This is a genomic window from Lysinibacillus sp. DFXJR4 (genome assembly GCF_057196045.1).
Genome location: NZ_JBXUNW010000002.1, coordinates 77,834 through 98,589, shown reverse-complemented (window position 1 = coordinate 98,589; position 20,756 = coordinate 77,834). Strand labels below are relative to the sequence as shown.

Genomic DNA, 20,756 nt, shown 5'->3' with positions numbered 1-20,756 from the left:
TTTCTAAAATTCCATATGAAGGTAAAAATTGCAGAAAAATAAAAAAAGCCCTCTGCAAAAAGGAATTTCCTAATTGCAGAGGACGATCAAGACCGCGTTGCCACCTCTTATTAGAGCATATTGCTCTCCCTTATGTGCTCTGTCTACGCATGACAAATCCATTACGCAAAGATAGTCCGAAGACGTCTAACTTTTTAACCTTTACGTGGTCAATAAAGTAGTTAAAACACCCCCTATAACGTGGGGAAGCCGTTCGCTTTTCTTATAAAAGCGACTCTCATAAGTCCATTCACATAAGCTACAAATCAGTTCACACCATCCACTGACTCTCTAAATTGCACGCTTATGCTACTATTCTTATTCAACAATTTCTCAGCTATTCTTATCTAAACTCAGCTCATCTGTTCTATGGCTAGCCTCGCTCCCGAGACCTTCTACCATTACCGAACAAAAAGTTAGCCTTATTCTATGTCAAACCACTGGAATTGTCAATGAATTCTGAGAAAAAGAAAAAATATGTATGGAATGATGAAAAACTATATTAGTAAAAATCTCTTTCATCTATCCAACGAAAAGGAAGTAAAACTACCTAATTTAAAGCTTTTGCCAAGTATTGACCTTGCAAAAATATCAAGTTATAGTAATTTTAGAACATTGATTCTCTAATATTATGAAGGAAAGAAGGAACGTAGATGTCCGTTCGCAAAAAACTAAATATAGGATTTATAGCATTAATTTGTTTACTACTAATCTTAAGTATTCTCTCATTTCTTCAATTTAAAATGGCTAAAAAAGATATAGAAGAGGCATTAAATCACCGAATTGTCCAAATGCAATTAACAGAAAAAATACAGCAGCAAATTGCCTCTCAAGGTCTATTTTTACGTTCCTATATTTTAAATGGTAAAGATGAGACGGCGAAAGCTAATTTAGAAAGGTATGAAAAGTTATTGCCTCAGACGACTAAAGAATTGACTAGTATCGTACGTTCAGATTATACAAAAGATATTATGGAGCAAGTATCTGCATTACAAAACGATTTACTGGCTAGTTCCGAAAAGGCGATACAAGCATTTACTAATGGTAATACTGATTTAGCATTATCCTACATAAATAATGATGTGACAAAATATAATAAGGAAATCTATGCTTTGACAAAAGAGCTATTAGAATACCATGAGGAACAACTTCAAAAAGTTGAGCAAAATGTTAATCTAACTGTATCAAGAGCTATCATCATCTCCATTACATTGTTTATTATCAGTGTTATTGTAGGATTATACTTTATGAATTTTGTGAAAAACGCTATCGTTCAACCACTACGACAGGTGATTGAGGCAGCTGATGCATTATCACAAGGCGATTTAACAATTGCCCAACTTGACTATCGCTCAAAAGATGAAATTGGTATTCTTGCTGCAGCAGTTAATACATTAAAACAAAATTTATCTAAGCTAATAGGAAGTGTGCAAGACAGCTCTATGCATTTATCTGCTGCTTCTGAAGAGCTTTCTGCAAGCACTGAGGAAGTGACAGCGACTTCAAGCGAGATTGCACATCGTGTAAAAGAAACAACGAGTCACTTAACTTCTTCGGCTAATGCAGCCCAGCAAAATACAATCGCTATGGATGAAACCGCTGCTGGTGTACAACGCATCGCTGAGGCTACACAATATTTACATCACAACGCACTCAATATGACACAGCTTGCCCATACAGGAGGTACAACCATTTTAACTGCCAAAGAGCAGATGGATACAATATCTGGAACTACGACACGTATTGCTGATCTAACAAAAAAACTTAGTAAACAATCTGAAGCTATTGGACAAATTACAAAAGTAATTACAGCCATTACAGAGCAAACCAATTTATTAGCATTGAATGCTGCTATCGAAGCAGCAAGAGCTGGTGAACATGGCAAAGGCTTTGCAGTCGTCGCAGATGAAGTGCGAAAGCTTGCAGAGGAATCTAAACAATCTGCGAGTCAAATTGTGGCTATTACCAATGAGATTCAAATGGATACAAGAAATGTGGGGGATGCTGTCATGGAAGGCTTGGCATCTGTTCAAGACGGTGTAGCTAAAATTTACGAGGCAGGTGATGCCTTTGAAGCCATTTCATCATCTGTTCAAGACTTCACAGACCAGATTGAAAATATTTCAGCCACGTCGGAACAAATTTCAGCTGGCGCTCAAGAAGTAGCGGCCTCTATAACGGAAATCGCCTCTGGTGCAGATATCTCAGCTAATAACGCCCAAATTATAGCCCATGCAGTTGATGAGCAAGTAGCCACAATGCAGCAGGTCAATGCAGTAGCTGAGGAGCTAAGTGATAACGCCCAGCAACTACAGGCTTTACTACATCAATTTAGACTTTAATGGAAAAAACAAAAAGAATCTGCAACTTTCCAATGAAAGCATTGCAGATTCTTTTTTATCATAAACAGAGAAAGAAAATTTCCTTCCCTGCTCCTAATTTAAAGACATATATTAAACAGTAGGCTCGTCAGTACCCCATTGTTTTTTCTCTTTTTTGTGTATTTGACCATCTGATTTTTTCATTTCACGAATTTTTAATGAATACCAGATTTGTGCAGCAATACAGATAGATGAATACATACCTGTTATTAAACCAACTAATAACGCAATTGAGAAGTTTTGAATCGACGGTGCACCTAAAATAAGAAGTGCCACTGTCACGATAATAACTGTTAACACTGTGTTAACAGATCGACCCATTGTTTGACGAAGTGATTTGTTAACGATATCCGCTAACACTTCACGGTCTTTAATCGTATCGTATCGATCCAAGTTTTCACGCATTCGGTCAAACGTAACAATCGTGTCATTAATGGAGTAACCGACAATCGTCAATACCGCCGCTATAAATGTGATATCGACCTCTAAGCGCATAAAACTAAATACCGCAACAATTAAGAATACGTCATGTAGTAACGAGACAATTGCCCCAACACCCATGCGCCACTCGAAACGAACTGCTACATAGATAATGATACCAAGAGCTGCCAGTGATAGAGCTTTGATTGCGTTAATCACAAGCTCTTTACCAACTGTTGGTGACACTGTACTTACCCCAGGCTCATGACCATATTTTTCTCCTGCTTCTTTTTTGAATTTTAAAATTTCCGCTTGTGATAGGTCATGTTTATAACGAATAACCGCAGAGTTACTTTTTTCACCTGCCAAAATAATATCTTCAGATGAGAAGCCGATACTATCTAAGTATTTAGATACTTCTTCTTTTGTTAATGTCTGATCCGCTTCAATTTGGACACGCGTACCACTTAAGAAATCAATACCAAGGTTTAGACGGAATACACCAATGACCACTAAACCAGCCACTAAAATAGCTAATGAGAATGTATAGAACTTCTTACGATTGTGTACAAAGTCAAAGCGATCAAATTTTGTTGATAAATCTAATGTACCGATATTTTCATCTAAGCTATGCTGTTTCGATTTCGCAATACCAAACCAAGCTGGATTGTTGATATATCCGCTGTTGACAAGTAAACCTAATAGTACACGAGAACCCCAAACAGCTGTTAAGAAGCTTAGTAAAATACTAATAATTAATGTTGTTGCAAACCCTTTAACAGAGCTTGTCCCGAATTGGAATAATACAGCAGCTGCTAATAATGTAGTTAGCTGTGCATCGATAATTGCTGATAAAGACTGCTTCGAGCCAATTTGGAATGCTTGTTTTACTGAATGGCCTACACGTAGTTCCTCACGAATACGCTCAGCTGCTAAAATATTGGCATCAACAGCCATACCTATACCAAGAACAATCGCTGCAATACCCGGAAGTGTTAACACTGCATTTATCCAATCAAATACAACTAGTACTAAGAAAGTGAAAATGGCAAGTGTAATGATGGAAATAAAGCCAGGTAAACGGTAATAGAATAGCATAAATAAGAAAATTAATACTACACCCACAATACCTGCAAAAACAGTACTTTTTAGAGCTTGGTCACCAAATTGTGCACCAACTGACGTAGAATAGATTTCATCAAGCTTTACTGGAAGTGCCCCAGCCTCTAATATACCCGCTAAATTTTTCGTTTCTTCAACTGTGAAGTTACCACTAATCATAACATCTGTTGTATCTAATCGTTCCTTAACTGTTGCTGCAGATGCATAGCGAGGCTTCGCTTTTTGTGATTCAGCTTTATATGAATCCACACCCTCTTCAAAATCTAGCCATACAACGAGTAAATTTTCACCTGCTGGCTTAGCCGCAATTTTACTTGTTATATCAGCAAATTTTTTCGCATCCTTTAACGTTAATGATACGATAGGACGATTTTGCTGGTCAAAGGAATCCTTTGCTCCACCTGGCTTTAGGTCATCACCGTCTAATAGTAAATTGTCATCAACATCACGGAAAGTTAAATTTGCAGAAGTAGACAATAATTTACGTGCTGATTCTTGGTCTTCGACACCCGCTAATTGCACACGAATGCGGTTTTTGTCTTCAACTTGAATGCTTGGTTCACTTACCCCAATAGCATTTACACGTTTACTAAGAGCTGATGCTGTTGCAGACACTACTTCTGGTGTAATTTTTTGTCCCTCTTTTAATTCTTTCACCTCATAAAGAACTTCAAACCCGCCCTGTAAGTCAAGGCCTAGCTTAATGTCCTTTAAGACGCCGCCTACAGTCGTACCAATGGTTGCTACAAAAATAACCATTAATAGTACGAATGCAACTATACGACTTTTTAGTTTCATTTATAAATCCTCCTCGAATAGGTGTAAGGGCATTCCTTACACTACAAACAAGTATAATAGCAAGATCTTTTTGAAACGTCTATTCCTCCTTTTCCTGTAGAATAATGTAGCCTGTGCTTCAAAAAGATTGCTCTACTTATTTCAATCGTTCATAACGCGCAAATTTATCTTTTTAACCGCTACTTTTTTAAAGCTAGTAGAGGTATGACAGTAAAAATACTTATTTCAATAAAAAAAGCGCAACACACTCATTATGAAACACGTTGCGCTTGGTGTCAATTCAACACTTTTAGTATTCTTTTATTATTTGACAAAAATTCTACACAGTTCTTAAGCTTTAACTGGACCAAGCAGCATTTTTAACTCTTCCGCATTCAATTCTGCAAACCAATTATTACTTTGTAAAAATTCTACTTGATTAAAAGATACAATATCCGACGGAGATACAGAAAAAATAGTAGCGATAATCTCATGTAATCGTAATTGTTCGATATTTTTTTTGCGCCATTTTTTCTCTATACAATAGCGCCAAAGTTCTTCTGCTGTAATCGCATCATATTGATAATGCTGAAACTCTCCTATCTTACTATCAATTGCCGGACGAATTTTTTCAAATAGCTGCTCATGCTGCACACTCATTTTGAATCATCTCCAATCAAAGTTGTATCGTAAGACATGTTTGCATACAAATAGTGTAAATGAATTTTTGCGGCTTGAGAAGGGACGGATGGCATGAGTTCTTTTGTACGAGGTACACTATTTTTGATGTTTGTGATTTTTTTATCTAAACTTTTTGGCTTCTTTTATAGAATGCAGTTTATGCGTATTGCTGGTGAAGAAGCAGTCGGTATTTATATGACCGTCTATCCTGCTTTTATTTTCTTTATCTCACTCATTCAACTTGGACTACCTATCGCTGTGGCAAAAATTGTAGCAGAGTTACTAGCAAAAAACAAACGCGAAAGCATCTTCGGTGTTATGCGAACGGCTATACTTTGGTCGTTTATTGGCATGATCATTTTTATGCCAGCTGTTGCACTAGCAATACCATATATCTCGACTACATTATTACATAATGAACAGACAACCTTTACGCTCTGGATTGCGCTCTTTGCTGTGCCGGTATCAGTAGGCTCTGGGCTATTGCGCGCTTATTTACAGGGTATCGCGAAAATCACACCAACAGCTTGGTCTCAAATGATTGAACAACTTGTACGTATTTGCTTTATCACATTTATGCTTCCATATGTAGCAAACTATAATAACGCTTCTGTTACAGCAGCCTCTGCCATGGGGATTACGCTTCTAGCTGAAGTCATTGCTTTCTTATATTTGTGGATGCATTATATTATCTCAAAGAAAAAATTATTGACGAGAAAAAACAAAATCGAGGCATATCCTTCCTCCCCCATGTTGCGAGTAGCCCTTCCTTCTGCTGGAAGCAAGCTATTTGGTTCCTTTACATGGTTTTTAGAGCCGATTATCTTTTTAAAGGCCCTAACAATGGCTGGATTGACAGCCTCCGCAGCAACGATTCTTTATGGTGTCATTTCGGGCGTACTAGTGCCACTTTTATTATTTCCGGCTTTTGTATCCACTGCGCTTTCAATCGTCCTTATTCCGGCTGTTAGCGATGCTGTAGCGCGTCAGCATACACCACTTTTACAGGAGCGTATCTCCGTATCATTGCGTTTATCGTCTCTAGTGGGATGTTTTGCTGCCACGTACTTTTTTGTTCATGGTGATGAGCTTGCGATGAAGCTCTTTCATTTACAGGAAAATCGCGGCTATGTGAAAATATTAGCCCCTATTTTCTATTTTTACTATATTCAAAGTCCATTACATTCGATATTACAGGCAATTGGCGAGGCCCGTGCTGCCATGATGAACTCCATTTACGGTGGTCTAGGAAAGCTATTTGTTATGTTCGTGCTTGCTTCCCAGCCAGGTATACAGGAAAAAGGGGCGGTAGTGGCAATTGGATTTGGTGTATTACTGACTTCATTTTTGCATATCGCAACAGTCAGACAACGCAAAAATTTACGCGCAGGCTTTAGAATGTTTGTAGTGCCTTATAGCTGCTTTATTGCGGTTTGTGTCACTCAGTATTTTTTAATACCAATCATGTCTTTACCTTTTATTTTAAGTAGTTGTGTAACGTTATTTTTACTATTTAGTTTTTTAATTTTTTCAAATCAGCTACGTTTTACGGATGTCCGATACCTACGGAAATTAGTGAAAAAGGTTTAAGACTCTTTCAGTTGAATATGAAGCCGGTTCTCTTCCCAAATACAAAAAAACACCGTTTTACTATCCGGAATATTATTCTTGGTTAACTCAGACATTAACCATTCAGCATCCTTATGCAAGAGTTTCAAATGTCTTTCCTGAATATCACCGTCGATAATAAGTGGGTATACAAATGCTTTTTCATCTTTCTCATAAACAGAAAGATTGCCAGAGGGCTCCAAATAAGCATAAGCAACTTCTGTTACAGAGGCAGTACCATTTTCACGTAATTGCTGACATAAATCATCTAAATTATAGCGTTGCTTGCGCATTTCTTTTTCTAAAATGACACCATCCTTTATTAGTAAAACAGGATCACCATCCACTAAATCACGAAACTTTTTATTTTTTAATGAAAAATAAGCACTGCCTATTTGAATAAAAAACAACATGATAATTGGTAGAATGGCATTTATTAAAGGTGTTTCAACGTCATCAAGTGCAAATGCTGCAACCTCTGCTATTAAAATAGATACCACTAAATCGATGACGGATAATTCACCAACCTCACGTTTGCCCATTAAACGGAATATAATTAAAATAAACACATAGATAAAGCATGTTCTAAAAATAATAATTAAATATTCTTCCATACAGTCACCCCCATACTAACAAGGTGACCGTGTATGTTGCATTTTATACAGTGATATGGGGATTAAAGTATAGAAGGCGTTGTCCAAATTTTTGTTGGACAACGCCTTTAAATTGAAGTTTAGTTATTTTTCATTGACAACACGTCCAATTGCTTGACGGTCAAATTTTACGCGGACATTTTCTGAGATTTTCAATGTTACTGCTGTATCCTCAATCGAATCTATCACACCATGTAAGCCACCAATTGTAATTACTTTATCTCCACGTTGCAAATTGCTCTGCATATTTTGTGTTTCCTGCTGTCTCTTTTTAGCAGGGCGGATTAAGATAAACCACATTGCAACGAACATTAACACTATAGGTATAAATTGTACATACGAATTCATAATTCTTGCCCCCTTTCCATTATCACTTTTTTTAGTATAGACTATTCCACCCTTAAAAAGCGATGGACAAGCCCAAAAATTTTCTATAATTACTAATATTTTTTCTATCATAGACAATATTTTGCTAGAAATATTCACATTTCACACAAATTCATAATTTTTTTACTAAATATTAGAAGTTCTTCGCGTCTGGTCCATTAAAGCCATATTTCTCAAAAAACTCTTCTCGGAAATCTCCTAGACGATCTTCACGGATTGCCTCACGTACTTGTTCCATTAATTTTAATAGGAAATGTAAGTTATGATATGACGTTAAACGAATACCAAATGTCTCCTCAGTACGAATAAGATGTCGGATATAAGCACGTGAATAATTTTTACAAGTATAGCAATCACAATTCGGATCAATCGGGCCAAAATCACGAGCATACTTTGCATTCTTTACTACTAAGCGCCCTTCAGAAGTCATTAGTGTACCATTACGCGCAATACGTGTTGGCAATACACAGTCAAACATATCAATACCACGAATTGCTCCGTCGATTAATGAATCAGGTGACCCAACACCCATTAAATAACGTGGTTTATTTGCTGGCATTAATGGTGTAGTGAACTCTAAAACTCTATTCATAACATCTTTTGGTTCGCCAACGGACAGCCCTCCAATAGCGTATCCTGGAAAATCTAACTCAACTAACGCTTCTGCTGAACGACGGCGTAATTCCTCATATTCTCCGCCTTGAATAATACCAAAAAGACCTTGCTCTTCTGGACGTTGATGTGCCTCCTTACAACGTTTCGCCCAACGAGTTGTACGATCAACAGATTGCAGCATATAGTCATAAGTTGCAGGGTATGGTGGACATTCATCAAAGGCCATCATAATATCTGAACCAAGATCATTTTGAATTTCCATTGCCTTTTCCGGACTTAAAAACAATTTATCTCCATTCAAATGATTACGGAAGTGAACTCCTTCTTCTTCAATTTTTCGGAATTGACTAAGTGAGAACACTTGGAAGCCACCTGAATCTGTTAAAATTGGGCGATCCCAATTCATAAATTTATGCAAACCACCTGCTTCCTTGACAATATCATTGCCTGGACGAAGCCATAAATGATACGTATTGGACAGGATGATACCGGCATTCATTTCCTTTAGTTCCTCTGGCGACATTGTTTTAACGGTTGCCTGCGTACCTACTGGCATGAAGGCTGGCGTTTCAAAGGAGCCATGTGGTGTGTGCACGATACCAAGACGTGCTCCTGTTTGCTTACAAGTATGAAGTAGTTCATAGCGAATTGCTGGTTGTGTCATAAATAAATATTCCTCTCTTATCTGAAGTAAAAACAGTACTCCGATTCTTATCCTTAATTATCTCTTTGGACGAATAAACATAGCATCACCAAAGCTAAAGAAACGATATTTTTCCGCTACAGCTTGATGATAGGCACTTAAAATTGTTTCTCTTGTTGCAAGCGTACTAACAAGCATGACAAGGGTAGATTTCGGTAAATGGAAGTTTGTGATTAAGCCAGCTACCACTGAAAATTCATAGCCTGGGTAAATAAAAATAGATGTCCAGCCTTGTTCTGCTCGCACTTCCCCATTATATTTTGAGCCAATAGTTTCTAATGTTCGTGTAGAAGTTGTCCCAACTGCAATCACTTTACCACCATTACGTTTTATACGATTAATCGTTGAAGCGGCTTCTTCTGTAACACTATAAAATTCAGCATGCATTTCGTGATTTTCAATGGAATCTACACTGACAGGTCGAAATGTTCCTAGTCCAACATGTAACGTGATAAAGACAACCTCTACACCTTTTGCCTTCACTTGTTCTAGTAAGCCTTCCGTAAAATGCAGACCTGCCGTTGGAGCCGCCGCTGAACCGCGTTCTTTGGCATAGACGGTTTGGTATCGGTCCTTATCCTCTAATTTTTCACGAATATATGGAGGTAATGGCATCTCACCAAGCTGCTCTAAAATCTCGTAAAAAATCCCATTATAGTTAAATTCAAATGTACGTCCACCGTGATCAAGCTCTCCTGTACAAGTGGCTGTTAGTAAGCCAGCTCCAAATGAGACAACTGTACCGACTTTTACACGCTTTGCAGGCTTCACAAGTGTTTCCCATTCATCCGTACCAGCTATTTGCTTTAATAACAATACTTCTATATGGGCACCTGTTTCCTCTTTTACACCCATTAAACGCGCTGGCAGTACCCTTGTATCATTTAACACAAGGCAATCCCCAGCATGTAACTCATCTAAAATATGAGCAAAATGATGATGCTCCACTTCATTTGAACCAGGCGTTACAACCATTAATCGGCTAGCTGTTCGATCGACAAGTGGCGTCTGGGCTATAAGCTCCTCTGGTAATTCAAAATCAAAATCTTCTACACGCATGAAAAAAACTTCCTTCTTCTATGTTTGTTTAGGATAATCATATCCAAAATGTTCGTAGGCTAAATGACTAGCGACTCTTCCACGTGGTGTACGCTGGATAAAGCCAATTTGCATTAAATACGGCTCATAGACATCTTCTATTGTAACCCGCTCCTCACCAATAGATGCTGCTATGGTATCTAGGCCTACAGGACCACCCTGAAAGCGCTCAATCATATTGGTCACTAATTTATGGTCAATATGATCAAGTCCTCTAGGATCGACTTGTAATAACTCAAGTGCTTGCTTTGCAAGATTCTCTGTTATCATACCATCTCCAAGCACCTGTGCATAATCTCGCACTCGTTTCAATAGGCGATTAGCTATACGAGGTGTACCGCGAGAACGCCTCGCCATTTCCATTGCTGCTATTTGCTCAATTCCTACCTCAAATAAATGTGCACTTCGAGCAACAATTTCAGCAAGGGAAATATCGTCATAGTACTCTAAGCGTAATAAAACACCAAAACGATCCCTTAATGGGGCTGATAATGCGCCAGCTCTTGTTGTAGCACCTACAAGGGTAAAGGGAGGTAAATCAAGGCGTACAGAACGTGCTTCTGGACCTTTTCCAACCACAATATCTAAACAGAAGTCCTCCATTGCTGGATATAACACTTCTTCAATGGCACGAGGTAGGCGATGAATCTCATCAATGAATAAGACGTCCCCAGGCTCTAGTGAACTTAAAATCGCTGCTAGATCTCCTGGACGCTCAATCGCAGGGCCACTTGTCATGCGAACATTGACATTCATCTCATTGGCAATAACAGCAGCTAATGTCGTTTTCCCAAGTCCTGGTGGTCCATATAACAGCACATGATCCAAACTTTCCTGACGAAGCTTTGCTGCTTCAATGAAAATTTGTAAATTCTCTTTTACTTTATGCTGTCCAATATATTGAGCCAATCGCTGGGGCCTTAAAGATAATTCAAATTGCTCATCATAGCTGCCTGCCTCACTAGCCATCATACGTTCAGACATGTACTTTTCCCCCTTTCACTATTTCAACTTAAGTAGCAATTGTAACGCTTGTTTCATAAAGGCATCTGTCGTTTGAAGTTTTTCATTTTCCTCAAGCTGCGGTCGCACTTTTTCTAGCTCCTTTTCAGAATAACCAAGTGCCATTAAAGCAAGAATGGCTTCCTCTAACTCATGTTTGTACGGATTCACACCGAACAGTGGTAACTCATCCTCAGTACTTGGCAATTCAATTGTATCCAATAAGGTTCCCAGCTTGCCTTTTAAATCTAAAATCATCTGGCGTGCTGTTTTTTTCCCTACACCAGGGAATTTTACTAAAAATGTTTCATCTTCTCGTTCAATAGCGCTAATTACTTGCTGCGGGTTTCCTGTAGCTAGAATAGCCAATGCCCCCTTTGGCCCTATTCCTGAAACTAAAATGAGTTTACGAAATAATTCTCGTTGGTCCAAATTAGGAAAACCATATAATACTTGTGCATCTTCACGTACGTGTAAGTGTACAAAAATTTGTTGTTCAAGTGCTGATGTTCTAAATGCAAATGGATTGGGTGTGTTTAGCTGCCAGCCAATTCCTTGCTGCTCGAGCACAATATACTCAGGGGTAATACGTGTTATTTGTCCTTTTAAATAATCATACATCTATAATCCCTCACAATCATCGTCTTCGATTATAGCATATAGCGAACGAATGCTCGACTATAAGAAATAGTATAGTAGTTACATCCACACAAAAATGACCGCCAAAAGACGGTCATTTTTTCATCATTCTATCAATATCGTACCACAATTTTGGCCAGTATGTGAGGGCACGTTTAGTAAACGGTACTAAATAATCTAAAAATACTAGTTGCTGATCTAATGGTAAATCTACTGCAAAAAGCCATTCACGTAATAGCTCATTAGGATATTTTAAACGATGTAACTTTCTTTTATCTAATCGCTTCAGCTCTGGTAACTCTGAAAATATTTTAGTAAGGTCATAATCTACTGCTGGCAATACCCGATGTAGCCATAAAATATATTCATCATCTGCTTCTCCTAGATGTGCCAAATCAAAATCAATTAACTTTAGTTCACCATTAGAGCACCGTAAAAAATTATGATGGACAACATCTCCATGTAAAAGTGTAATATCTTTTTCGGGCACGTTCTCCATAGAGATTAACTGTAAGGATTTATCACTATAGTGTAAAATCTGATCTATTTCTTCTTTTGTTAAAAAAGTGCGAAATTCATTGCGTCTGCTTTTAAAACGTAGATGACGCATTTGCCATTTTAGAAGCTGTGAATAGGTGTGCAAGCCCGGTACTTTTTGCCAGGCTATTTTTTTATGAGTATCATGTAAAGCAAATAAGAGCTTAAGAGATTCTATTCTGTCCTTTTTATAAGTAAAATTAGCACTATGACTACCCTCTTGCCACACATGCACAATTAAATGCTCGTCATCACTATTCACTATAGGTAAAACTAATGAAGGTTCGAGCCGTCCAAGCTGTCGATGAATTGCCTTTACCTTCTCTGCTATCTCTAATTGCTTTGCACGCTTGACAAAATAGTTTTTGGAACGATATTTATATTTCCAAATATTAGGTTTTAATTCCTCAATAATGTATGCTTTTTCACCATCGATAAGGCGTCATCCCGCCTGGGAATAAGTGCGGTGACACCCATGGCTCACATGACGGACACGGCGGTGGGCAGGCCGATGGGCATGGTGGCGGTGGTGGGCAGACAGGTTGACAGTGACATGGGTCCATTTGCCAATTCGGCATCATTGGCTGAGTATTGCACCCACAGGACTGCCCCATATTCATCTCAGGCATAGGCTGGAATTGAGGCTGCGTAAATGGTTCAGGTTTTTGGAAGAATGGCGATGTGCTTGATTCTAAGAAATTCTGCATTCCAGCTACATTACTTTCCTTCATTTCACAAGATGTTGGTTGTGGTGGCATTGTATAGGCCTCTACTTGTGGTTCCATCGGCATCTGCATCGGCATATGCATTGGCATTGGCATGTGCATCGGCATGTGCATCGGCATGTGCATTGGCCACCACATATGATGATGAACTGGCTGATGGCAGCTAGAACAATGTGGTACTGCAGGCATTGGCGGTGGCATGATAAAAATCGGTTGTGGTAATGGTGGTTGCGGTGCTGGTTGTACGACAGGTGGTGGTTGAATTTGTACTGGAGGTGGTGCAACGTTTTGTGTTTGCTCTACCTGTGGCATAACTACTTGCTGGTTCCAGCTTAGCTCTACAGGCTGTGGTACAAACATTGGCTGCTGTGGCATTGGCATTGGCATTGGATAAGGAATCGGTATCATCTGTGGCTCTGGCATTGGTGGTGGCGGCACAACAACAGGTGGTGGCATTGGCCTTTGTACCTCTTTTTTTACGTTTTCTTTAACTGGCTTTGTAGGTGATTCTTTGTGCATTTGAGTTTCTTTATGTCCCTCTTTATGTGATTCCCAATTCCTCTCTCTTTGTCCTTCACTTTGCCCTTCTCGATGTGTTCCCCAGTTTGTTTCCCTATGCCCCTCTCTGTTTCCATCTCGATGCCCTTCTCTATGCGGATCTTTGTTTATTTTTTCAGGCAAAATAATTTCCATGCCCGGAACAATATAGTCAGGATTGGCAAGGTGGGCATTCAGTCTCTTTAAATCTTCAAACGAAACGCCGTATTCTTTGGCAATCTTCCACAACGTATCTCCCTTTTGAACAATATGAATACGCAATGTTTTCCTCCCTTCCTCTCTACGTATCATATGTTCAATGTTTCATTTGGATACAAAAAATTCACGCATGTTGGAAATGCTTCATGGTACACTAGGCTTTAAGGAAAACTGCTTCCTTTATTACAGGCAGAGGTGATCTCTTATGAAAAAAATGTTAGGCGAGGAACGCAGACTGCATCTTCTAGCACAATTAAAAAATAGTACAACACCTATAACAGGCACAGATCTAGCTAAATTCGCCAATGTATCAAGACAAGTCATTGTCAACGATATGACATTATTAAAGGCTAGAAATGAGCCTATTATTGCAACTAGTCAAGGCTATCTCTATATGCACCAGGAGCACTTACAGCACACAGTAGAGCGGACAATACCCTGTTTCCATACATCACAGGATGCTGAAGATGAGCTGTTGACCATAGTTGACTGCGGTGGAACAGTGAAAAATGTTATCGTGGAGCATCCAATTTATGGTGAAATTACTGCGTCTCTTATGGTTTCTAATCGGCATGAGGTTAAACAATTTATTGAACGCGTTAATGAAACACAAGCAAGCTACTTATCCGAGCTCACTGGAGGTACACATCTACATGTCATTTCTGCACCTTCAACTGAAATATTAAATTTGATTGAGCGTACATTAGAAAATAAAGGCTATTTAATTGCCGACCAATAGCATTTTCTTAGCTGCTAGCCTTCTTTAAAAAAGACTAGCAGCTATTACGTTTTGGTAAGGTAATCTCAAGTGTATCCCCTTCAGATAACCGATTAAATAAATAATCCGTTAGACGATCGTTAGCACTTCGATTAATAATCATTACATATCCTTTATGGCCTGTCTTTTCAATTACTCGGTAACTTTTCTGAAGAGAAGGCGCTTCATTTAGCATTGTTAAACGCACTGAAACAAAGTTATCTGTTCCATGTATGGGTGCTATATTACCATCTATAGGTACAATATAAATTAACACGACTAAATCGCTTTCCTGTACTTTTTTCACAACTCTAAATGATTTAAAAAACCATGTTTGCATACCTATCTTTACTTTTTTGTAGTCGCTTTTTTCTAATCGCGTTGCAATTTCTGCTAATCGATAAAATATTAATTGAAATGCAATAATTTCTTCATGTGTTACACTTTCCTCCAATGCTTCGCGAATAGAAATTATTAAATATTTACCTAAGTTTTTATAGTGATCTGGTAAAAGGCCTAAGCTTTGGTACTGATGTACCATTGGTTTTATGGATGGGATAAATTGCTTTAAAGATTCTTGCATCACAGCTCCAAAAACCATATCAATTAAAGTCATTGTGAATCCTTCTATTTTGTTGACATCATCTTGAAACATATGTAGGAAATCTGGTTCATTGTTCTGTAATTTTTCCACAAAAAGTATCTTTATTTTTTCTTTATTTAGTTGTATTGCTGGTGCAATTTTTTTAATCTCCTTTTGAATATCCACCAAAAACATACTTTACCCTCCTTTTTTACCAAATAAATACCATTAATACTAGTGTAACATGTTTAAGGAAAAAAGCGGCTCCGCAATTTTAGTCATTTTTTGACAAAAAAAGCTATCCAATATAAATTGGATAGCTTTCATAGTGTTGAAAAACTAAATGGTCAAGGGACTCTTTGTGAATATTTATTCAAAATGAAGGTGATTTCCGTTCCAGGCTACTCGCTTTCCTGTGGGCGAGCGACGAGCCGCTTCCTGCGCTGACGCTCCGTGCAGGGTCTCGTCTGTCTCGCTATCCCACGGGAGTCGAGTAGCCTTGCACTCCAATCTGCAATAGTGTAGAACTTTAAATATTTTCTTCCCTCAAAAGTAAAGTAAAAGCATGTTACTTACCATCATTAAATGGAAAGAATAGTGGTACAATTCTATAACTGGCAACCTACATTTTATTTTTATGCATAAAACAAATTTCTACCTTTACATAAAGCCACTTATGGCTGTCGCGCTGCTTTCGCATAGAAAAATGTTATCAAAGCTCCATTTTGCGCAAAATAGTGATGGTTAAGACTTCAATTTATCACTATACATTTATGTGAAATACCAATGAATGAGCAATGGTTGATTGGAGTGTAGACTGAGTAACTCCTCGGGGATTCAGCGTCACAGATGAGACCCTGGAGCGCGAGTGAAGCGGCTCATCGGACGCACCCAGGAAAGCACTCAGTCAGAACGGAAATCAACCCCTCGTCTTGAAAAAGGGTTATACTTTTTAATTTGTCACCTTGATTTCATTGACATAATAGTATTTCAACAACATTTTATTGCTTGAGAAATCTTTTTTGCTGAGAAGGTGTAGGCAAAAGGCACATTTTTTTTTGACCGAAAAGACGATATCTATTTTTTGCCACTACTCGGTACACACTATTTCGTAAAAATGGTGGTACAAGAGTGAAAAGATAGCAGATTGGCCAAAAACCATCTAATTTACGGCTGATTCTTAGAGCAGCAGTTGATTCAGCATAGGCCTTTCCATGCTCAATTAATATAACACTGTCAACATTCTCTGACACATTATATTTAGCAAGGAGTGCTTGCCCTATATCACTTTGGATGGATGCAAATTGAAAATATGCTGCCTGATCATGCTTAATAACAAATTGCACACTGCTATCACAAAAATTACAGACCCCATCAAACAAAATAATACCGCCCATACTATACCTCCTTACTGGCTTCTATGATTCGTCCGACGTCAAATACGTAAAATAAGTACCAAGTGACTTTACCTTGCAACCAAGTGCAGCTAGTTCTTCCATTGCCCCACGCATCATAGGTTCTTTTTCATCTGCTAAGACATCAATCATAAAGAAATAATCACCTAAGCCCGTTTTTAATGGACGTGATTCAATTTTACTTAAATTTAACTGTCGCCACGCAAATACTGATAGAACTTGATGTAATGCTCCTGATCGGTCAGTAGGTAACGTAATCATAAAAGTTGTTTTTGCCTGTCCGTCTGATAGTTCTTGTGGTAACCGTATATTTTGCTTTGATAATACGAAGAAGCGTGTATGATTAAAATGGAAATCATGAATATTTGGTTGAACGATTTCCAAATCATATTTTTCTGCTGCTGCAGCATTACCAACTGCTGCAATGCACTCATTTGGATTTTCGGATACAAATTTTGCAGCAGCGGCAGTTGAAGTTGTTTGCTGTAATGGTACATGGCTGAAGCGATAGAATAAGTATTTATGACATTGTGCTAGGGCGTGTGGATGTGAATAAACCCCTTTAATTGATTCCCAATGATCCTTTTGGGCTTTATTAACCATTAAATGCTGCTGGATTTTTAGTTGAAGCTCTCCTGTAACGTATAAAATTGCCTCATGAAATAAATAATCAAGTGTCAGTGTTACAGAGCCCTCAAGTGCATTCTCCATAGGGACAACTGCTAAATCTACCTTCCCATCTGCCACCGCTTCAATGCATTCTGGAATTGTTGCACATGGGACGAGCCACTCAGTTGGAAAGATTGCTTTTGTGGCTAAGTATGTAAAAGATGCTTCTGGTCCTAAATATGCGATTCGTTTTTCCCAATGCTGCTCTGTCATTGCAATTTCCTCCTTCACTACAATTGTAGTTTTAAAAATATTATATATGTTTTTGACAACTTCACTAACATCCTAATCGTTTTGAAATGATAAGAATAAGGAGCTGTCCCATCAGATACTATTTCTAATGAGACTGCTCCTCTTAAAGCCTTATTTGCCGTCCTATAGCAGTAAGTCAAAACAGCTATTACAATGCACCGGAACTAATAACTTCCGCTGATTCTACAAAATCTAAACGTTTTAGTTGTTGTATTAATTCATCAAGCTCACAGGTCATGCTCGTTACATCTAAGGACAAAGTTACATTAGCACGTCCTTGAATAGGTATAGTTTGATGAATAGTTAGCACATTGCAATGTGTGTTTGTCACTGTTTCTAAAAGCTTGGCAAGTGTTCCTTTACGGTCTTGAAGCTGTAAAAAGACTGTTAAAATGCGTTCCTGCACAATTGAGTGGAAAGGAAATACAGCATCACGATATTTGTAAAACGCACTTCGCGATAAATCCACCTGCTTTACCGCATCCCAAATGGATGAAACTGAGCCACTTGAAAGTAAGTGCTTCGCCTCCAAAGTTTTTTGCATAGCATCTGTTAAAACATCTTCACGAACTAAATAATATCGCTGATTCGCAACATTCTTCATACGCTTCCCCCTAAAACTCTTGTCTTAATCGACAAATTCAAATTCAAACTCTTGCAGACGAACTGTATCGCCATCTTGCGCACCACGTTCACGTAAAGCTTCATCTACGCCCATTGCACGCAATTGACGAGCAAAACGACGAATTCCATCTTCACGGCTAAAGTCAGTCATTTTGAATAGGCGTTCAATGGCATAACCACTAATAATAAATGCACCATCATCATCACGAGTGATTTCAAAATCTTCGCCTTTTGCTTCATGTTTATACATAACTGTTGTCTCTGATTGCTCCTCTAAATCATCATATAGAGGGAATTCAGGTGTTACCTCTAGTAAATCTGCAATGGCAAATAATAATTCTTTCAAACCTTGACGCGAAATCGCAGAAATGGGGAAGATTTGAATATCCTCTCCTACTTTTTGGCGGAACTCCGCTAAGTTATTTTCTGCTTCTGGCATATCCATTTTATTGGCTACAATAATTTGAGGACGTTCTGTTAAACGAAGATTATATTGTTTTAATTCCTCATTAATTGTTAAATAATCCTCATATGGATCGCGACCTTCCATCCCTGACATATCGATCACATGAACAATAACACGTGTACGCTCGATATGACGTAAAAACTGATGACCTAAGCCCACCCCTTCATGCGCTCCTTCAATTAGACCAGGTAAATCTGCCATCGCAAAGCTACGATGATCCTCTGTCTCAATCATACCTAAATTCGGAACGATTGTTGTAAAATGATAAGCACCTATTTTTGGCTTAGCAGCAGAAACAACTGATAGAAGTGTAGATTTACCAACACTTGGGAATCCTACTAGTCCTACATCTGCTAAAACTTTTAACTCTAATATAACATTTAATTCTTGTCCTGGCTCACCTTTTTCAGAAAGTTCTGGAGCTGGATTTGCTGGTGTTGCAAAGCGGGAATTTCCACGGCCACCTCGACCAGCTTTCGCAATGATAGCTCTTTGACCATGCTCTACTAAATCAGCAATAACTGCTTCATTTTCTTCATTGATAACTACTGTTCCTGGTGGTACTTTAATAATTAAATCATCAGCATTTTTACCATGCATTCCTTTACTCATACCATGCTCACCACGAGGCGCCTTGAAATGGCGTTTATAGCGGAAATCCATTAATGTACGTAAACCCTCATCAACTTCAAATACTACATTCCCGCCATGTCCACCATCACCGCCAGCTGGACCACCATTTGGAACATATTTTTCTCGGCGAAAGGCAACCATTCCGTCACCACCGTCGCCACCTTTTACATAAATCTTCACGTGATCGACAAACATTTAGTTCACTCCCTATTTGCACTCAATACATATCGCCAGCTTGTTTTTGTCTGTTCAATTGTTTGAATGTCTAATTGTTTCAAACCTTTTTCGGTGAATGCATCAGCACTCCATAGCCCATTTAGCGTGAATGTCACGACAAATGTATGATCGTCAACACGTACATCAAGCGCTAGTTTCTGTTCTGTAAATGGATCTAATGTATCATAAACATGCATAACTGTTTTGTTTAAGGTATCTACAACTTCCCTATCAATATTATTGGTAACAGGCTTATTTATCTCTCCACTAAGCTCTAATGATAAGGAAGGATAGCGCCAGCCAGCCGTTTGTAGCCACTCAATTGTTTGTGGTAATTGTAAACGATTAAGGATAGAAATTTTTCGTAATTGCTCTGAATAATTTTGAATAAGTTCTTTCGATTCGTCAATTCTACCTAAATCTAAATTCATGCGAATCAGTTGAAGTTGATTCACATAATCATGATTTGCAAAACGTAATACTTCACTAATGGTTAGTGATTGATTGTTCATCCCATTCACTCCAATAAAGTTATCCTTACTAGTATAACAAGTTTTACTGTATTTTTCCCTTAATTCTTCATCGAATTTTATGATGCATAACCAATCAATTTCGCCTTGGCGTAATTGTAGCTGCTGCTTTGCTTTCGCTACAGATAAACAATGCGTCTGGATTTTGAATTGCACCTGTACAATCCATTCCCTTGAATCCGTGACAACTGTCTCGGGATACTCATAAAAATCATTGTGTTTGGCTTACAAAACTTATTTCATTGACTGTACACTAGCTTCCACAAATTTAGCCTATCAAACAGAATCTATTTCCCCTATACATTACGTATATCATTGTCGTTGCTTTGAAATAAAGTTAAATTAAATAAAAAGAATCCATTTTGAAAAAAAGATTGATCAAAATAGATTCTTAGCTATTATATCGGTTTTTTATAAAGTTTTGGCTATTTTCTATCTGTGTCCTTCACATTTGAGCCCATATGCTGA

19 protein-coding genes and 1 other annotated feature are annotated in these 20,756 nt (G+C 38.2%); of the genes, 3 read left to right on the top strand and 16 right to left on the bottom strand.

Annotated elements, in window-relative coordinates:
* Positions 1-75: 75 nt before the first annotated feature.
* Positions 76-374: a binding site (T-box leader), on the bottom strand.
* Positions 375-692: 318 nt separating this feature from the next.
* A complete protein-coding gene (locus tag AC2CGN_RS08540; RefSeq protein ID WP_484513323.1) occupies positions 693-2,381 on the top strand; it encodes a methyl-accepting chemotaxis protein in 1,689 nt (562 codons plus the stop codon).
* A 111-nt stretch (positions 2,382-2,492) separates the two neighbouring features.
* Here AC2CGN_RS08540 and secDF read toward each other — a convergent pair whose 3' ends face one another.
* Both secDF and AC2CGN_RS08530 read right to left on the bottom strand, forming a co-directional pair.
* Complete coding sequence (secDF, locus tag AC2CGN_RS08535; RefSeq protein ID WP_484513321.1) at positions 2,493-4,760, bottom strand: protein translocase subunit SecDF; 2,268 nt, start codon at positions 4,758-4,760, stop codon at positions 2,493-2,495.
* 330 nt (positions 4,761-5,090) lie between these two features.
* The gene (locus tag AC2CGN_RS08530; protein ID WP_283868901.1) at positions 5,091-5,399 is read right to left on the bottom strand and encodes a post-transcriptional regulator; all 309 of its coding nucleotides are present in this window, start codon (positions 5,397-5,399) and stop codon (positions 5,091-5,093) included.
* A 93-nt stretch (positions 5,400-5,492) separates the two neighbouring features.
* Here AC2CGN_RS08530 and AC2CGN_RS08525 point away from each other — a divergent pair, with 93 nt between their 5' ends.
* The gene (locus AC2CGN_RS08525; RefSeq protein WP_484513318.1) at positions 5,493-7,010 is read left to right on the top strand and encodes a putative polysaccharide biosynthesis protein; all 1,518 of its coding nucleotides are present in this window, start codon (positions 5,493-5,495) and stop codon (positions 7,008-7,010) included.
* Here the strand turns inward: AC2CGN_RS08525 and AC2CGN_RS08520 are convergent.
* The 8 genes from AC2CGN_RS08520 to AC2CGN_RS08485 all read right to left on the bottom strand — a co-directional run bounded on the left by AC2CGN_RS08520 (position 7,007) and on the right by AC2CGN_RS08485 (position 14,206).
* The gene (locus AC2CGN_RS08520; RefSeq protein WP_484513316.1) at positions 7,007-7,642 is read right to left on the bottom strand and encodes a DUF421 domain-containing protein; all 636 of its coding nucleotides are present in this window, start codon (positions 7,640-7,642) and stop codon (positions 7,007-7,009) included. The two genes, AC2CGN_RS08525 and AC2CGN_RS08520, sit on opposite strands and share 4 nt — an antisense overlap.
* 123 nt (positions 7,643-7,765) lie before the next feature.
* Positions 7,766-8,029 carry a preprotein translocase subunit YajC gene (gene yajC, locus AC2CGN_RS08515; RefSeq protein ID WP_286924339.1) on the bottom strand — a complete coding sequence of 88 codons (264 nt, stop codon included), beginning with the start codon at positions 8,027-8,029 and terminating at the stop codon, positions 7,766-7,768.
* Positions 8,030-8,201: 172 nt separating this feature from the next.
* Complete coding sequence (gene tgt, locus AC2CGN_RS08510) at positions 8,202-9,347, bottom strand: tRNA guanosine(34) transglycosylase Tgt (protein ID WP_313373070.1); 1,146 nt, start codon at positions 9,345-9,347, stop codon at positions 8,202-8,204.
* A gap of 57 nt (positions 9,348-9,404) precedes the next feature.
* On the bottom strand, positions 9,405-10,445 hold the full coding sequence (queA, locus tag AC2CGN_RS08505) for a tRNA preQ1(34) S-adenosylmethionine ribosyltransferase-isomerase QueA (RefSeq protein ID WP_484513313.1): 1,041 nt from the start codon (positions 10,443-10,445) through the stop codon (positions 9,405-9,407).
* Between the two features lie 18 nt (positions 10,446-10,463).
* Positions 10,464-11,468, bottom strand: coding sequence for a Holliday junction branch migration DNA helicase RuvB (ruvB, locus tag AC2CGN_RS08500; RefSeq protein WP_429982612.1), 1,005 nt, complete (start codon positions 11,466-11,468; stop codon positions 10,464-10,466).
* 18 nt (positions 11,469-11,486) lie between these two features.
* The gene (gene ruvA, locus AC2CGN_RS08495) at positions 11,487-12,107 is read right to left on the bottom strand and encodes a Holliday junction branch migration protein RuvA (protein WP_283868908.1); all 621 of its coding nucleotides are present in this window, start codon (positions 12,105-12,107) and stop codon (positions 11,487-11,489) included.
* A 112-nt stretch (positions 12,108-12,219) separates the two neighbouring features.
* The gene (locus AC2CGN_RS08490; RefSeq protein ID WP_484513674.1) at positions 12,220-13,053 is read right to left on the bottom strand and encodes a phosphotransferase; all 834 of its coding nucleotides are present in this window, start codon (positions 13,051-13,053) and stop codon (positions 12,220-12,222) included.
* Between the two features lie 34 nt (positions 13,054-13,087).
* Complete coding sequence (locus AC2CGN_RS08485) at positions 13,088-14,206, bottom strand: LysM peptidoglycan-binding domain-containing protein (protein ID WP_484513310.1); 1,119 nt, start codon at positions 14,204-14,206, stop codon at positions 13,088-13,090.
* 142 nt (positions 14,207-14,348) lie between these two features.
* Between AC2CGN_RS08485 and AC2CGN_RS08480 the strand changes: the two genes are divergently transcribed.
* Positions 14,349-14,882, top strand: a complete 534-nt coding sequence (locus tag AC2CGN_RS08480; RefSeq protein ID WP_313373074.1) for a transcription repressor NadR — start codon at positions 14,349-14,351, stop codon at positions 14,880-14,882.
* 34 nt (positions 14,883-14,916) lie between these two features.
* Here AC2CGN_RS08480 and AC2CGN_RS08475 read toward each other — a convergent pair whose 3' ends face one another.
* From AC2CGN_RS08475 to AC2CGN_RS08450, 6 genes are all read right to left on the bottom strand, one after another.
* A complete protein-coding gene (locus tag AC2CGN_RS08475; RefSeq protein WP_484513307.1) occupies positions 14,917-15,678 on the bottom strand; it encodes an NO-inducible flavohemoprotein in 762 nt (253 codons plus the stop codon).
* An 806-nt stretch (positions 15,679-16,484) separates the two neighbouring features.
* Positions 16,485-16,880: a thiol-disulfide oxidoreductase DCC family protein gene (locus AC2CGN_RS08470; RefSeq protein ID WP_429985778.1), complete on the bottom strand. Its 396-nt coding sequence runs from the start codon at positions 16,878-16,880 to the stop codon at positions 16,485-16,487.
* A gap of 21 nt (positions 16,881-16,901) precedes the next feature.
* Positions 16,902-17,780 carry a prephenate dehydratase gene (gene pheA, locus AC2CGN_RS08465; RefSeq protein WP_313373077.1) on the bottom strand — a complete coding sequence of 293 codons (879 nt, stop codon included), beginning with the start codon at positions 17,778-17,780 and terminating at the stop codon, positions 16,902-16,904.
* A gap of 187 nt (positions 17,781-17,967) precedes the next feature.
* Positions 17,968-18,423, bottom strand: coding sequence for an ACT domain-containing protein (locus AC2CGN_RS08460; RefSeq protein WP_283868916.1), 456 nt, complete (start codon positions 18,421-18,423; stop codon positions 17,968-17,970).
* Between the two features lie 24 nt (positions 18,424-18,447).
* The gene (obgE, locus tag AC2CGN_RS08455) at positions 18,448-19,737 is read right to left on the bottom strand and encodes a GTPase ObgE (RefSeq protein ID WP_484513304.1); all 1,290 of its coding nucleotides are present in this window, start codon (positions 19,735-19,737) and stop codon (positions 18,448-18,450) included.
* 5 nt (positions 19,738-19,742) lie between these two features.
* Positions 19,743-20,444 (bottom strand): Spo0B domain-containing protein, encoded by a 702-nt coding sequence (locus AC2CGN_RS08450; RefSeq protein ID WP_313373079.1) that lies wholly within the window; start codon positions 20,442-20,444, stop codon positions 19,743-19,745.
* Between the last annotated feature and the right edge of the window lie 312 nt (positions 20,445-20,756).

Bases quoted from the DNA above. Each gene is read 5' to 3' on its own strand.
- AC2CGN_RS08480 (WP_313373074.1), top strand. From the start codon at position 14,349: ATGAAAAAAATGTTAGGCGAGGAACGCAGACTGCATCTTCTAGCACAA.
- AC2CGN_RS08525 (WP_484513318.1), top strand. From the start codon at position 5,493: ATGAGTTCTTTTGTACGAGGTACACTATTTTTGATGTTTGTGATTTTT.
- obgE (WP_484513304.1), bottom strand. From the start codon at position 19,737: ATGTTTGTCGATCACGTGAAGATTTATGTAAAAGGTGGCGACGGTGGT.
- yajC (WP_286924339.1), bottom strand. From the start codon at position 8,029: ATGAATTCGTATGTACAATTTATACCTATAGTGTTAATGTTCGTTGCA.
- AC2CGN_RS08520 (WP_484513316.1), bottom strand. From the start codon at position 7,642: ATGGAAGAATATTTAATTATTATTTTTAGAACATGCTTTATCTATGTG.
- secDF (WP_484513321.1), bottom strand. From the start codon at position 4,760: ATGAAACTAAAAAGTCGTATAGTTGCATTCGTACTATTAATGGTTATT.
- pheA (WP_313373077.1), bottom strand. From the start codon at position 17,780: ATGACAGAGCAGCATTGGGAAAAACGAATCGCATATTTAGGACCAGAA.
- AC2CGN_RS08460 (WP_283868916.1), bottom strand. From the start codon at position 18,423: ATGAAGAATGTTGCGAATCAGCGATATTATTTAGTTCGTGAAGATGTT.
- AC2CGN_RS08475 (WP_484513307.1), bottom strand. From the start codon at position 15,678: ATGTTTTTGGTGGATATTCAAAAGGAGATTAAAAAAATTGCACCAGCA.
- AC2CGN_RS08530 (WP_283868901.1), bottom strand. From the start codon at position 5,399: ATGAGTGTGCAGCATGAGCAGCTATTTGAAAAAATTCGTCCGGCAATT.
- AC2CGN_RS08470 (WP_429985778.1), bottom strand. From the start codon at position 16,880: ATGGGCGGTATTATTTTGTTTGATGGGGTCTGTAATTTTTGTGATAGC.
- tgt (WP_313373070.1), bottom strand. From the start codon at position 9,347: ATGACACAACCAGCAATTCGCTATGAACTACTTCATACTTGTAAGCAA.
- AC2CGN_RS08540 (WP_484513323.1), top strand. From the start codon at position 693: ATGTCCGTTCGCAAAAAACTAAATATAGGATTTATAGCATTAATTTGT.
- ruvA (WP_283868908.1), bottom strand. From the start codon at position 12,107: ATGTATGATTATTTAAAAGGACAAATAACACGTATTACCCCTGAGTAT.
- queA (WP_484513313.1), bottom strand. From the start codon at position 10,445: ATGCGTGTAGAAGATTTTGATTTTGAATTACCAGAGGAGCTTATAGCC.
- ruvB (WP_429982612.1), bottom strand. From the start codon at position 11,468: ATGTCTGAACGTATGATGGCTAGTGAGGCAGGCAGCTATGATGAGCAA.